Below are 14,354 nucleotides of genomic sequence, written 5' to 3' on the forward strand. Positions count from 1 at the left end.
GTTTGTATGCAAAAAAGCGCAAGTTGCAGAGGTTTACTTCCCCTGCACTTGCGCTTTTCCCTTTTGCGCGTTTACATCTCTTTATTTCTTATTCATAAGGACACAAGATAGAAATTGACTGCCACTGCGGAAATCATTCTCTCTCTGGTTACAGAGGAGATGAGTTTCGCCTTACACCTTCCGGTTCCACGCCGGGTGACGATAAAATTCAATCGTATCAATATAATTTACAGTGAACTGCTGTTCCACATCCGACAAGTTCAACAGTTTGCGGTCGATTTGCTTCATCCCCATGACCACATCGTGCCTTAGCAGGTCCATCGCAATTTTGCCTACAAACCCGCCTTCCATCTCCTTATGCTTGGCACGGAACTCTTCATTGTAGATCAGTTCAGGTGTGAATGCCGCTTCAACGAATGCATTAACGAGCGTAAGCTCATTGCCATCCATCTGTACTGCCAGATAATAATTGCCACGATCATCCTGAATGAGGTCTTTATACATCTCTACGATCATTTGAATCACTCCTCTATTATAAAATGAAACCCCGTTAGCCGTAACGAACATGGGCTATCAAACGTACACCTTCCTACCCCGTTCCTTCATATACTAGGTACAAATGGCGAACGGAGGAATACTTATGAGCTGGCAGCATCTCCATACTGGAAAAACACTTCAGCAGCGCCTGGCAGAACTCCAGGGGCACCTTGCAGAATTGAATACTCCACTCTCCGGGTTGGAACCGGGACGTATTCGTCGTGTCTATCCAAGGCAGTTTATCAAAGTAAACCGTCAGTTATTCATTCCTCTCAGTCTGAACTCCATTCGGGTATTTGATATTCCTCGAACGCGGCGAGGCGTCAGAGTGGGAATCCGCACGACTTTCCCTTCCAGGAATGCATTTAACAATATCAGACTTGTGGGCGTGGGACTGGATTATCTTGAACTTCAGGGAAAAGGCAGAGTCCCTTCCCGTATTTTATTTCCTCTTTCCAGCATCGAGTCCATCTATCGGCCAACCGCCGGAAGAAAAAAACTGAAACGGCCGTGTACCCGGAAGTAAAGCTGGTTCTTTTCGCAAGCCATACAATGGTTCCCAAATGTCTGCATACGGGTGCTCCCTTCCAATATATAATTATAACCCATGCAACCACTCATCTGCTGAAGAATCATTTTATGTCAAAAAGCGGTGAGAACAGAACTGCTTCTGTATCTCACCGCTCAGCCAGTTACGGATCAAGCTGACCCTTCACATGTGTACATCAGATTCCTGTCCATACATCCTTGGCATAACGACCTTCCTGCTGAAGCTGATTGAGCCAATCTTCTGCTTCCTTCGCGGACTTGCCATGAATATCAGCGTATGCCTGCTGGAGTGTAGCTTCCACATCAGGTGCCATCTTGCTACCATCACCGCAGATATACAGATGCGCTCCCTCTTCAAACAAAGGAATCAGATGCTGAGCATCGTCTCTCATCAGATGCTGTACATAACATTTCTCCTCCCCGTCTACACGGGAGAAGGCCGTATGAAGCTTCACAAGCCCTTCTTGCTGGGCTGCTTCCAATTCATTTTTGTACAGATAATCATGCTCGGGATTCCGGCACCCAAAGTACAGGTGGGCTTCGCCAACCTCTTGACCTTGTTCCTTCAATACATGCCTTGCCTGCAAGAAACCTCGGAATGGAGCAACACCTGTACCCGGGCCTACCATGATGACGGGAACCTGTGTATCCTCCGGCAGTTGGAACCCGGATTCCGGTGTCCGCGTGAACATCACGATCTCGTCACCCGACTTCAGGTTAGCCAGATAGTTGGACGCAATACCTCTGTATTCTCCCTGTCCACTCCATGCCGGGGCACGCACTACACTGACCGTAATACTCGCTTGATCGGGTTGCACACGCGGTGAACTGGAGATCGAATAATATCTGGCTTTTAATGAAGGCAGTAATTCAAGGAAACGCTCAAACGGCAGTTCACATGCCTCATATTTCACCAGATAATCCAGCATGGAGATCCGTTTATTCCGCACTTCATCCATATACACAGATTCATCAAGCAGCGCTTCAAGTTCCTTCTTATGCGGTGGACATACGGTGTATGCTGCCATTTCTCTCAACTGCGCACGAGTTGCCGCCTCCTGAAGCTCGACGCTATGACTGAGCAGATCATACAGGTTAACCGGTTGATGCAATGGTAGATGTGCGGCACTCCGACCGGATGCATCCAGAACGAGATGCTCCGTTCCGGTAAACCCGTATCGACGAAGTACACGTTCCACAAGTTCCGGTGGATTCTGCGGCAGAATGCCCAGGTGATCCCCTTCCTTGTAGGTTATGCCTTCAGGCAATTTGATCTCCAGGTGACGTGTGCTGCGTTCACTGCCCGCGTCGTGAAGCTCCCTGTTCTCGAGCACTTCTGCCACATGAGCATCATACGTATCCGCAAGCGGTGTTACGGCGAGCCCACTGACAAACTGTACAGATAGTGAACTGCGTTCGCTATTGGAGCTTGTGTTTAGCTTCAGTCCCATTGTTCGTGCGAGATCAGGCCATAATTGCTCTGTCCAATCCCCCACCTGTTTCTCGAAATCTCCGCTAGCATCTGACTCACCCAGCGGTGATAACCGCTCTGCTCCTCTGGAAGATAACTGTTCATCGATTAGACGCGGAATACGCTGATAGGTGCTGGCCCAGTTGTGGTCACCGCATCCAAGAACGGCGAAACGCACCCCTTTGAATTCATTGGCATCGGCGTGTTCAATCCACTCGACAAACATCTTGGCATTACTTGGCGGCTGACCGTTATAGGATGCACTGACAATAATGACGGCACCCTCCTTTGGCAGTTTGCCAACACGATCATCCAGCGCAGCGACCTCACTCCGGAAACCCTGATATCTGGCGGTATCCGCAATTTCACGAGCAATGCCTTCAGCTGTACCCAGATTGGAACCGTACAGAACAAGCATTGGTGTATGATGGGCATTGGCCGCATCCGGCTCTGTTCTTTTGGCAACCGGCTTTGGTTCTTCGACCGCTACACCCGGAACGGCCATGACTGGCTGCCCCCCACGCGCACGTACACGAATTGTGAAGTTATCCGGTTTGAGCGTCAGCGTTTCTTTCACCTTTAACTGATAATCAGAATGATCGATGAAGTCAAAATGCTTCAGCACCATGCCCAGTACCAGCGTTGCTTCCTGAAGTGCAAACTGCTGACCAATGCAGGCCCGTTGGCCGTTACCAAAAGGTTTATAGGCATCATGCGGCACTTTGCTCGGATCTTCGAACCGTTCCGGGCGGAATTCCTCTACGTCGTCTCCCCATGCTTCGCGGTCACGATGCAGCTTGGGAATAAGTACACTGACGCTGTCTCCTTTTTGTAAAGGATATTGACCCGCAAGTACCGTGTCCTCTTTTGCATACAGGGAAAATGCCGGGGCCGTTGGCCATAACCGCAATGCTTCGTTCAAAACCATGCGGACGTACTTCAGATTGCGAACCTGGTTGTACGTGGGAACCGGATCTTTCAGAATCTGATCCACCTCAGCTTGGGCTTTAGCCAGCGTATCCGGATTCTTCATCAGATAATAAACGGCGAAGGATAACAGTCCACTTGTGGTCTCATGTCCAGCAATCAGGAATGTAATAATCTGATAACGGATGTTCTCATCATCCAGCGTTTCTCCTGTCTCCGGGTCCTTGCCGCTGAGCATGTGGGACAACAGATCATCTGCGCCTTCCTGCGGTTTCTCTTTACGCTCGGCAATAATGTGATCCACCAAAGAGAACATGGAACGGATATCCTGTTCAAACTGTTTCTTTTTGGTGATCATCAGCTTGTCTTGCAGACGCAGTCGCTGCAATGAACTCATGGATTCATCCAACGCACGAACCATGCTCGTAATGAATGGATGTGGTTCTTCCCGGTAGAAGCTGTTAAACCGATAGTTGAACCCACAGAGTCCAATCGTGTCGAGCGTAAGACGTGTCATATCATCCGGAACGTTAACCGTCTCATCCGGGTTCAATCGTGACCATTTCTGAACCAGCTGCACAGCCAGATCAATCATTTTGTTGTGGTATCCCTGCATGGCGCGTTGACTGAAACTTGGCAGCAGTACGTTATGGGCTTTTTTCCAATTCGGCTCCTCGGTCCAACTCGTAAATAGCCCATCTCCTGCAAAAGCACGAACCTTCGCAAGGGGTGCCCATACACGTTTGTCGAATTTGGATTCATCCGTTACCTCGGCGACCAGTTTGTGACCGGAAATATACAATTCACTTCGCCCGGGGTACTCCATACGAAAGATCGGTCCATATTCTTCAGCCAGTTTCACCAGGGACTGCACCGGCTCTTCAAAGTTTAATTGCGGCAAATTGCCCAGTGGGCCAAATGTTTTCGGTTGAGGCACTGAAATTGGTGGCATACACTCACTCCTTCTTTCCATGTTAAGAGTTCTACAACTACAAAATAATGACTTGATTTACAGACGCGATACACTTGCTCTTCAGATCAACAGATTCAAGTTATTTTTTGCACATTTTCATATTTCATCCAGATAACGATAAAACCAACAAAGAACTAACTGACTGAAATGGTATATTGGTCATTTTTGATTAAAAAAAATGGAGGACTTCGTTATCTTCTTTTACCCTAACATTTCCAGTTCCAATCTTCAACAGTCCCAAAGTCATAGGACCTCAGGACAGGGATTAAGGTATACTTATGATTTCTTTAACAGAAACTGAATAGCCGACTCCATCTCTAATGGAGCAACTGTCGTTTCATAACGGCCATGGACGTTCCCACTGCGGTCAATCAGGAATTTGGTGAAATTCCATTTGATCCCGTCCCCTTGATACAATTCTGGATGCTTCTCCTTCACAAAGGTGTCCATCCACTGTCCTTCCTTCGTGTCCAGATCATAACCTTGAAATGGCGCTTCTTCAATCAGATAACGGAACAAAGGATGCATGAATTGCCCAACGACCTCAACCTTCTCGAGGATCGGAAAGGAGATCTGAAACTGACTCCTGCAATACTCGGCAATCTCAAAGCTACTGCCAGGTTCTTTGTCGTTAAACTGATTACAAGGGAACGCCAGAATCTCCAGCCCCTGATCACCATATCTCTCATACATCTGCTGAAGTTCACTGAATTGCCGGGAGTAGCTGCACCGACTTGCTGTATTCACAATAAGCAGAACCTTCCCTTTATAAGCAGAAAAATCACCCTTGTGTCCCTCCATAAACGGAACTTGGTAAGAAAATATACTCATCTGTATTCATCCTCCTCTTTCACTTTTGTATCTCACATCAATTCTCTCTTTGAGAAGAATTATACACCCACCATATTAATAGGTGAAATATATAATTAATATAATTTTAATAGTTTTTAACTATAGTAGACCAAATAAAAAACTGCCCTCAGCATTCAAATACTGCATCTTGGACAGTTATTAAAATCATGATTTGACATCACGCTTAGCACACCGTTAACCCATGATTAAACCATATACAATCCCTGGTCCGTGTACGCCAATGGTTAAATCATTTTCAATATCGGAAGAGCGGCTTGGCCCTGAAATAAAGTGGATACCTGCCGGAAGATTCTCTCTTCCCGCTTCGTCAAATCGATCCAGCGTCTCACCCAGTCTGGTGTACAGTCGATCCACTGGAATAATGATGATGAGTACCGTAGGCAACAGACTAACCGAGCGACCTTTTTCCGGTGAAGAAAGTACAGTAACCGAGCCTGTGTATGCTGTCGCATAATCTGCCATGACCACACCGATATCAGCCTCAGCTGCACGAGCCCTCCAGTTCTCATCCGCCTGACTATTCCAGACTGAGATCTGCACATCCGTTAACTGCTCTTCCAATCCGAGATCCTTTAGCGCCTGTTCATTTTGACGAATGATATATTTGGCACTCAGCTCATGAGATTTGTTGGCTATAAATTGAGATACTTCTTCCATGTTCTGAACCCGGGCAATGTGGGCGCCTACACTTACAAAGTTATCCGTAAATGCTTGAATACGCTTCTCTTCATCCCATTCCAATTCAGTCCAAAAGTCGGGTGCTCCCCGAAAGGGTTGGGTCGGCGCTTGACGTTGCCTTGGTCTTCTCAATTTCGAAGCAATGTCATTCATGAACTGCTCCTGTTTCTCAATGGACTTCTTCTCCAATTGTACAAGCCATTGCTGATGTTCAGTGACCATGCTTCTTCCCCTCCCCTTCTTCTCGTTCACGAATAATCTGCTCCATACGGCTGCGAACGGAAGAATCCATGGCTTGTTGCTCCTCGTTCAGTTCCTGATCCAGCTTGTTCCATTGTTGCCGGAAAGATTTCTTGGCGAGACTTGGCGCAACCCGATAATTGTTCCAGCCTTTGAGTGGACCCAGCTTGAGAGAAATGCCGTTGTTGCGTACAACTGCCTTCTGCCCAATCTGTCCCAGACGTATGGCCGCACTGAAGCGTTTGGAATTGGATACAACGGCAGCAAAACCCTTCATGCCCATGCTCTCCATTTTGTTTCCATGACCGTCTTCCACTTTACGCCTGCGTAGATAAACAAGCATATCATGTAGCGGTATTTTAACTGGACATGCTTCGTAACAGGCTCCACACAGACTCGAAGCACCCGCAATATCATTCCATTCATCAATATTGCCATTGAGTGCAGGTGTCAGTACCGCACCAATCGGACCACTATAGGTGCCACCATAGGCATGGCCCCCAATATGGCGATATACCGGGCAAGCATTCAGACACGCGCCGCAGCGAATACAATTCAGCAGTTCTTGGAATTCGGGATCACCGAGCTGAAGGGATCGACCGTTATCCACGATAATAATGTGCATTTCATCCGGCCCATCCGCATCAGCTGTACGGCGAGGACCTGTGATACCTGACATGTACATCGTTAATTTCTGACCTGTTGCAGAACGTGGCAACAAGGTTGCCATAACCTCCAGATCTGTCCACGAGGGGATGATTCGCTCCATGCCCATCAGTGTAATCTGCGTTTTTGGAACAGTGGATACCATACGGGCATTGCCTTCATTTTCGAACAAAACCATGGAACCTGTCTCTGCAATCGCAAAATTACAGCCGGTCATGCCTATATCTGCTTCGAGGAACTTCTCGCGCAGCTTTTTGCGAACAAATCCGGCAAGTACCGTTGTGTCCGGCTCCAGAATTTCACCCGCTTCCTTCGATAACAACTCTGCAATCTGATAGCGGTTCTTATGGATGGCTGGAATGACAATATGAGATGGGGCCTCGCCTGCCAACTGTATGATGTATTCACCCAGGTCGGTCTCGATGGCTTCAATGCCCGCCGACTCCAGCACATGATTCAGATGTACTTCCTCCGACACCATCGATTTGGACTTCACCACCGTAGAAGCCTGCTTGTGCGCCGCAATATCCAGCGCAATGGCCGCTGCTTCCACCGATGTATCTGCAAAATGAATATGAACCCCGTTCGCACGGGCGTTATTCACAAATTCATTCAGATAATAATCAAGATACGCAATCGTATGCAGACGAATCTGACGGCCACGCTCCCGCCATTCATCCCAATTTCCATGTTCTTCTGAGGCAGACTTCTTTCCGTTACGCAATCGTTCTGTCGTGAATTTGACCGCTTTACGCAGAAAATCATCATTCAAGGCCAGTCCGGCACGTTCTTTGACCGTAGTATCCATAACTCCCGGTTGGCTCATCCTGTTCGCACCCCCTCATACAGTAGTTCCGCCAGATGCATCACACGCACCGGTTCATTCCGATAACGCAGATTACCTGCAATATTCATCAGACAGGCCATGTCCAGACCAACCAGCACTTCAGCTTGTGTCTCTTTGACATGATCAACCTTCTCCGTCACCATCGCTCCCGAAATATCGGACATTTTAATGGCAAAGGTACCCCCAAACCCGCAGCAATCCTCAGCAAACGGCAGGGGGACCAATTCCAGTCCCTTTACTTGGGATAGTAATGCCATCGGCTCATCCTTTACACCCAGCAGACGACTGCCGTGGCAGGATGGATGATAGGTTACTTTGTGTGGAAAATGTGCGCCCAGATCGGTTATCCCGAGTACCTGAACGAGGAATTGAGTAAACTCATAGGCTTTCGCTTCCAATCGTTTTGCCTTCTCCAGCCACACCGGTTCATCCGCGAACAGTTCGGGATAATGATGAATCATATACGTACACGATCCGGAAGGACATACCACAAAATCACTGTCGTCAAATGCTTCAAGAATCGTTTTGGCCGCTACCCGAGTCTCATCCCAGTACCCGCTATTGTAGGAAGGCTGACCGCAGCAGGTCTGAACCGGTGGAAAATCCAGCCGAACGCCATGAGCGGCGAGCAATCTGACCATGGCTTCCCCCACTCGGGGATAGATGGCATCGCTGAGGCAGGTAATGAATAAGGAGACCTTCATAATTACACGCTCCTATTAACTGATTAGTAGATGAATAACTAAAGAATATTTACACTGAACACTCCGATGACAGAATAACCTTCCGATCGCTGTTTAAACTGTGATAATCTCGATGTCGTATCCGCTCAAACGTTCTGTCTGTTCAGCCTCCAATGGCTGATCGGTAACGATCGTATGGACTGCATTTAACCCGGATACCCGGGCAAAAGCACGGACACCAAATTTACTGGCATCTGCAAGTAAGATGACTTGATCGGATATGCCAACCATCTTCTGCTTCAGCCTTGCCTGGAGTTCATTGGATTCACTGATTCCGCCACCTTCGAGATGTACACCTTTGCACGACATGAACATTTTATCCACGTGATACGTTTCCAGAGAACGCTCCGCGAGCGGCCCAACAAAAGACAACGAGCGAGATGCCAACTGGCCCCCTGTTGAGATGACCTCAACCTTGTCACGGCCGCTGAGTTCAGTGGCGATTTGAATCGAGTTGGTTAAAACCGTCAGCGGGAAATCCGGCATGTTCGCTGCCATATAACCTGCCGTTGTGCTCGCATCCAACAGAATGCGATCACCCGGATTAATCATCGCCAGAGCCGCTTGTGCAATCCGCTTTTTCTCTTCCGCATGTGTTGTCTCCCTGATCCGGTAAGGGATCTCCGGTTGATCTTCCTTCACACTCACTGCACCACCGTGAGATCGGCGTAGTCGTCCTGCCTGTTCCAGCCGATCCAGGTCACGCCGGATGGTTTCCTCCGTCACCCGGCAGCGCTCACTAAGCTCGGATACACGCATACTGCCCTTTACATTCACCATCTCCACAATTCGGTCATACCGCTCGGCTGCCAGCATGTTACACCTCACTCCCCGCTTGTGAATTAGATGAAGCCGTCACACGCAGAAATCTGCCGTAAACATCTTCCCAGATTGACCTGTCTTGCGGCTCATACGTAGTTACCGGAAATGAATCTCGAATGGCCTTACGGGCCTCCCAGATATCTTTAAAAGCTCCACTCGCCATCCATTGCACGGCCATATTCCCGATGGCACTTCCCTCTGCCGGACCTGCCCATACCGGCTTGCCAATGGAATTTGCAGTCCACTGACATAACAGGCGGTTCTGGATACCTCCTCCGACCATATGCAATCCGTTGAACGTCTGTCCCGATAATTGTTCCGTCCATTCCAGGACTCTCCTATACTTCAATGCCAGACTCTCCAGAATTGCCCGGGCAATAGCCCCCTGATTCTCTGGTATCACCTGCCCTGTATCACGGCAATACTGACGTATACGCGTCGTCATATCTCCTGCTGGCATAAACAGTTCATCATCCGGATCAAACAAACTGGCAAATGGAGGTGCCTGTTCAGCCTTTGCTAATAACGCATCATAGCTAATTCCCTGCCCTTGGCGGTCCCACTCCCGCATGCTTTCCTGCAAAATCCATAAGCCCATAATGTTCTTCAGCAGACGGAATGTTCCGCCCGCCCCGCCTTCATTCGTGAAGTTCAAAGCCAGACTCTCGGCACTAATCGCAGGATGATCTATCTCCGTCCCCATCAGGGACCAGGTTCCACAGCTCAGGTAAGCAAATGAACGTTCCGTTGCAGGAACAGCCACAACGGCTGAACCCGTATCATGCTCCGCTACTGCGATCACAGGTATAGGAGAAAGACCAAGGTCGTTACAGATGCTGCTGCGCAACTGTCCAACACGGGTGCCTGGCATCACCACTTCACCAAAGAGTTTCTCCGAAATGCGAATATGCTTCAGCAACTCTCCGTCCCATTGACCCTCCGATGGATTATATATTTGTGTTGTCGTTGCATTGGTGAACTCATTCACGGCTTCTCCCGTCAGAAAATATCGAAGCAAATCCGGAATCATGAGAAACCGCTCTGCTTCATGAAGAAGCGGAGAACCGCTACGTTGAAGGGTTGCCAACTGATACAGGGTATTAAAGCTAAGAAACTGAATCCCTGTACGTTCGAAGATTCGCTGGGAGCTCAGTTCTTGACGTACCTGATCCATCATGCCGTTAAACTGTGTATCACGGTAATGATACGGGTTACCCAGAAGCTCACCATTACTGCCAAGCAGACCAAAATCAACGCCCCAGGAATCAATCCCCAGGCTCTCCGGCTGTTCTCCCTGCTGTTTCACAAGAGTAAGTCCTTGCAACAATTCATGATGTAATCGCAGAATATCCCAGTGCATCCGCTCGCCAACCTTCACCGGTTCATTCTTGAACCGATGAATTTCGCTCGTTTCGATCCCACGATCATTCAGATGTCCTAGTAGCCCTCTCCCGCTCCCAGCGCCCAAATCATAAGCCAGCACACTCACCGCGCTTCACCAACCTTTCGAACCAATCCTATTTTCCAAACGGCATCACTTGATTCAGTCCGTAACCCTGTACTTTATTCTGTATTTATTGTTTGTTTGCTTTTGTTTAATACTGTTTTACTTTATTTTACGAGTATATCACCATTGTAAGCGTTTGAATACCCTTCGGTTTTTCTTTCTTTTGGGTATACCAAAAACGACTCTCTCCCACTTGGGAGGAGCCGCAGTTCTTTTTTTACGTATAAAATTGACCTTTGTTTACTCCCGACTGGGGCTGTACATCTCTCTCAAAATGCTTGAAACGTGTCCCCTGATACGTCAGCATCCCTCGATCATTTTCCACCATCATGCCATAATGGTTTCCGCCAACAATTAGTTCAGTGCGCTCCCCATTGTCGAATTCAAATGTAACATAATACCGGGTAGTCGCACGGCTATCCCCGCTGCCACCTGACACTTCCGTTCGTTTGGCCACCACCGTTGAGTGCAGGGTTAACAAAGCCGCTGCGTTATTCGATGACCACGTGCGTACCCCTGAAATAATAACAAAAACGAGAACTCCCGCAACAATAAGAAATACGGCACCAATAAAAATGGAAACAAACGCACCCATGGCACCAAACTCATTCAATCCCGAAAAAAAACCACCCTGATTGCCTTCAAAACCCGGTACTCCACTCATGTCGTCAAACACACCAAAGCCGTCTACGCTTAATCGGCCCATCGATGAGGACACGCTCGTTAACGCCATTCATCATCGTTCCTTTCCCCTTGCAAAAATAAGATGCACCGCCCCCCACGCAAGGAAGGCGGTGCATGCAGACAACCCGTTCTGCCTTGTCCGTATACTATATGAACCAGATCAGGAATACAGACGTTCAAGTTCGTCGACCAGACTACCGACATAAGCAACCGCAGAACGAATTGGCTCAGGTCCGGACATATCCACACCCGCAAGCTTCATTAACTCCTGTGGAGTGAGACTTCCACCAGCTTTGAGTGCATCAAGCCAGCGATCTACCGCAGGCTGTCCTTCTTCCCGAATCTTCTGTGCTGCCGCGGTGGAAGCCGTCAAACCTGCCGCATAGGTATATGGATATAGTCCCATATAATAATGAGGTTGTCTCATCCACGTGAGTTTGGCCCCTTCATCAATTACAAGATCAGGTCCCCAGAATTCGGAAAGGATGTCTCCTTTGAGCTGACTTAACGTCTTCGCCGTAATGGGCTCATCTTTGGTTGCGCGTGCATACACCCTGCGCTGTAATTCACCTTCCAGCAGATGTGTAACGAAGTTATGGTAATATGTGTTTAACAGTTGCAATATGACCCAGCGACGCATTCTTGGATTATCGGAACGCTTCAATAGATGGTCTGCCAGCAGCATTTCATTCATGGTCGATGGTGCCTCAATGAAATAAAGAGATGGCCGTGTATTCGTGAGCCGTTGGTAACGTCCCGCAAGCATGAAGTGGCCTGCATGCCCCACTTCATGGGCAAGTGTAAATGCTCCACGCATATTATTTGCCCATGAAATTAAGATATAGGAGTGTGAACCATATATAGAGGAGCAAAATGCCCCTGTGGATTTGCCTGCATTATCTGCGTAATCCACCCAGCGATCACTGAATGCGCGCTCTACGATCTCGCCGTACTCCCGCCCAAGCACATCAAGTGCTTCTCGAATGAGTGTGCACGCCTCATCATATGTAATGGCAGGGCTAAATTCAGGATCAAGCGGAGCCTTCAGATCACAAAACAGCAGTTTGTCCAGACCCAGCTCACGTTTCTTAAGAGCGGCCAGTCTGCGCATATGAGGTGCGAGTTCCTGCTGGATAATATCCAGAATATTATTGTACATCTCTTTGCTCACTTGCTGTGGGCTGATAAGCATATCTGTAACATCGTCGTAACCACGCAGTCTGGATAGGACAACCTGTTTCTTCACTTCGGTTGCATAACCTTCTGCGAACGTATTTTTGTAATCATTTAATGTCGAGCTGAACGCAGCATAAGCAGAACGGCGCAGCTTGGTATCAGATGACATCTCATAATTATTTTCATAGAATGACCAAGACAGTGGCCGATTATTGTCTTCTCCATCGAGAGCATCGTCAAACGTCATGTCTGCCAGTTTACCGCGCAGATAGATACGGTATGGCGAATCCAGTACCTCTCCGAGTGAGGCAAGTACCTTCTCGGTCTCTGGCGTGAGTCGATGTGCTTTTTCTCGAATTAAACGGTCCAAACTGCGCGCATACGGCTGCAATCCCGGAAGTTCTTCAAGGTAACGTTCAACGGTTCCCTCCGGCAGATCAACGATCTCCGAATTGACAAAAGACAAGGACGACGACAGATTTGATAGGATATCTCCTGCTTTAGCTGAATTCTCAATATTGACCGGATTGGTGCTGTCCTCTGACTGCTTCAAGCGGGCATAAGAAGCCGTCTTTCCGATCCGCTCCTGCAAAGCTTCACGCGCATCCAGACAAGCCAGCAATTGTTCAGCGCCTTCGCCCAGACGTCCTTTGAACGTTTCGATCTGGGCAGCAGCCAGTGGAAGTGATCGAAGCTCCTGCTCCCACTCTACATCGGTTACAAACAAGTCTTTCAGATCCCAAGTAGTTTCCGGATTTACCTCAGCACGTGTACGTATTTTTTCCATCTTTAGTTGTCATCCTCCTTGCATTTCCAATATCTCTCATCGTATCATAATCGGTTTATGTATACATGACATTTGCAAATAATGAGACTTTTGGTTCAGGGGACTATAGATTGGACTAAAGAATATTCACACTTACCACTCCGATGACAGAACAACCTTCCGATCGCTGTTATCCCCAGATTTTTTTGATTCCCTTTTTCAAAGGTGAAAATCCGGTGATAAAGGCGAACGCTCCGCTTCTTCAGGTTCTTCTGTCCTCTACGTTCTCGTGTGAATGTTTAGTTCCATCTATATAAAAGGGGTATCTAGGATAAAAGCCATTATATGCTTGCGATGTAGCTTTCTTTCAGAAAGCTTTTAGCTACGCTTCTTCAAGCTATTTCTGTTCTCCACGTTTCGTATAAACTTTTGCTCATGTGACCATGGTCTGAAAGTAACTAAAAAACCGCCAGGTAATGGAAGAATCCATTTACCCGGCGGTTCATTATAGAACTTACTTATTTAGCTTTCTTTCCAGATTACATTTTCGCCGTAATTTTTACCCCAGTTATACATCGCGTGCAGGACGGGCATCAGGCTCTGACCGTGATCTGTCAACGTATATTCCACCCGAGGAGGTACCTCTGCATACACCTTGCGCTCAATCAGTTTGTCTTCCTCCAGCTCACGAAGCTGGTTGGTCAGCATCTTCTGGGTAATATGAGGGATTAGGCGTTTCAGCTCACTGAAACGTTTGGTGCCTTCCAGACCCAAATGCCACAAAATAATCAGTTTCCATTTGCCACCAATCACCGCAAGGGTCAATTCCTTCTCACAGTTGATTTCTTTCAGATTAATCCGTTCCTTGACTTCGGCTGCCATGGCTCCGAGCCCC

Annotated in this window: 12 protein-coding genes; 1 reads left to right on the plus strand and 11 read right to left on the minus strand. The window is 48.0% G+C overall.

The features are described from left to right. Positions 1-171: 171 nt before the first annotated feature. On the minus strand, positions 172-516 hold the full coding sequence (locus QF049_RS10885; RefSeq protein WP_307537325.1) for a hypothetical protein: 345 nt from the start codon (positions 514-516) through the stop codon (positions 172-174). 124 nt (positions 517-640) lie between these two features. Between QF049_RS10885 and QF049_RS10890 the strand changes: the two genes are divergently transcribed. Continuing rightward, positions 641-1,063 carry a hypothetical protein gene (locus tag QF049_RS10890; RefSeq protein WP_307537327.1) on the plus strand — a complete coding sequence of 141 codons (423 nt, stop codon included), beginning with the start codon at positions 641-643 and terminating at the stop codon, positions 1,061-1,063. Between the two features lie 199 nt (positions 1,064-1,262). Here the strand turns inward: QF049_RS10890 and QF049_RS10895 are convergent, their stop codons facing one another. The 10 genes from QF049_RS10895 to QF049_RS10940 form a co-directional block, all read right to left on the minus strand. Continuing rightward, complete coding sequence (locus QF049_RS10895) at positions 1,263-4,436, minus strand: bifunctional cytochrome P450/NADPH--P450 reductase (protein WP_091016963.1); 3,174 nt, start codon at positions 4,434-4,436, stop codon at positions 1,263-1,265. A gap of 297 nt (positions 4,437-4,733) precedes the next feature. Next, positions 4,734-5,288: a glutathione peroxidase gene (locus QF049_RS10900; protein WP_307537329.1), complete on the minus strand. Its 555-nt coding sequence runs from the start codon at positions 5,286-5,288 to the stop codon at positions 4,734-4,736. Positions 5,289-5,504: 216 nt separating this feature from the next. After that, positions 5,505-6,230: a LutC/YkgG family protein gene (locus QF049_RS10905; RefSeq protein ID WP_307537330.1), complete on the minus strand. Its 726-nt coding sequence runs from the start codon at positions 6,228-6,230 to the stop codon at positions 5,505-5,507. Then, complete coding sequence (locus QF049_RS10910) at positions 6,220-7,740, minus strand: LutB/LldF family L-lactate oxidation iron-sulfur protein (protein ID WP_307537332.1); 1,521 nt, start codon at positions 7,738-7,740, stop codon at positions 6,220-6,222. Before QF049_RS10910 ends, QF049_RS10905 begins: the two co-directional genes overlap by 11 nt. Then, positions 7,737-8,465: a (Fe-S)-binding protein gene (locus tag QF049_RS10915; RefSeq protein WP_017688927.1), complete on the minus strand. Its 729-nt coding sequence runs from the start codon at positions 8,463-8,465 to the stop codon at positions 7,737-7,739. The genes QF049_RS10910 and QF049_RS10915 overlap by 4 nt, the downstream gene beginning before the upstream one ends. A 93-nt stretch (positions 8,466-8,558) precedes the next feature. After that, positions 8,559-9,320 carry a DeoR/GlpR family DNA-binding transcription regulator gene (locus QF049_RS10920; RefSeq protein WP_307537334.1) on the minus strand — a complete coding sequence of 254 codons (762 nt, stop codon included), beginning with the start codon at positions 9,318-9,320 and terminating at the stop codon, positions 8,559-8,561. 1 nt (position 9,321) lies between these two features. After that, positions 9,322-10,815 (minus strand): rhamnulokinase, encoded by a 1,494-nt coding sequence (locus QF049_RS10925; RefSeq protein ID WP_307537336.1) that lies wholly within the window; start codon positions 10,813-10,815, stop codon positions 9,322-9,324. A 235-nt stretch (positions 10,816-11,050) separates the two neighbouring features. After that, on the minus strand, positions 11,051-11,566 hold the full coding sequence (locus QF049_RS10930; RefSeq protein ID WP_307537338.1) for a DUF2500 domain-containing protein: 516 nt from the start codon (positions 11,564-11,566) through the stop codon (positions 11,051-11,053). Between the two features lie 111 nt (positions 11,567-11,677). Next, complete coding sequence (gene pepF / locus QF049_RS10935) at positions 11,678-13,480, minus strand: oligoendopeptidase F (RefSeq protein ID WP_307537340.1); 1,803 nt, start codon at positions 13,478-13,480, stop codon at positions 11,678-11,680. Between the two features lie 501 nt (positions 13,481-13,981). Beyond that, positions 13,982-14,341 (minus strand): winged helix-turn-helix transcriptional regulator, encoded by a 360-nt coding sequence (locus QF049_RS10940; RefSeq protein ID WP_062833989.1) that lies wholly within the window; start codon positions 14,339-14,341, stop codon positions 13,982-13,984. Between the last annotated feature and the right edge of the window lie 13 nt (positions 14,342-14,354).

The organism is Paenibacillus sp. W4I10 (assembly GCF_030816325.1).
Taxonomy (GTDB): domain Bacteria; phylum Bacillota; class Bacilli; order Paenibacillales; family Paenibacillaceae; genus Paenibacillus; species Paenibacillus amylolyticus_B.

Coding starts and splice junctions, on each gene's coding strand:
- QF049_RS10905 (WP_307537330.1), bottom strand. CDS start 6,230: ATGGTCACTGAACATCAGCAATGGCTTGTACAATTGGAGAAGAAGTCC.
- QF049_RS10890 (WP_307537327.1), top strand. CDS start 641: ATGAGCTGGCAGCATCTCCATACTGGAAAAACACTTCAGCAGCGCCTG.
- pepF (WP_307537340.1), bottom strand. CDS start 13,480: ATGGAAAAAATACGTACACGTGCTGAGGTAAATCCGGAAACTACTTGG.
- QF049_RS10910 (WP_307537332.1), bottom strand. CDS start 7,740: ATGAGCCAACCGGGAGTTATGGATACTACGGTCAAAGAACGTGCCGGA.
- QF049_RS10915 (WP_017688927.1), bottom strand. CDS start 8,465: ATGAAGGTCTCCTTATTCATTACCTGCCTCAGCGATGCCATCTATCCC.
- QF049_RS10930 (WP_307537338.1), bottom strand. CDS start 11,566: ATGGCGTTAACGAGCGTGTCCTCATCGATGGGCCGATTAAGCGTAGAC.
- QF049_RS10885 (WP_307537325.1), bottom strand. CDS start 516: ATGATCGTAGAGATGTATAAAGACCTCATTCAGGATGATCGTGGCAAT.
- QF049_RS10900 (WP_307537329.1), bottom strand. CDS start 5,288: ATGAGTATATTTTCTTACCAAGTTCCGTTTATGGAGGGACACAAGGGT.
- QF049_RS10895 (WP_091016963.1), bottom strand. CDS start 4,436: ATGCCACCAATTTCAGTGCCTCAACCGAAAACATTTGGCCCACTGGGC.
- QF049_RS10920 (WP_307537334.1), bottom strand. CDS start 9,320: ATGCTGGCAGCCGAGCGGTATGACCGAATTGTGGAGATGGTGAATGTA.
- QF049_RS10940 (WP_062833989.1), bottom strand. CDS start 14,341: ATGGCAGCCGAAGTCAAGGAACGGATTAATCTGAAAGAAATCAACTGT.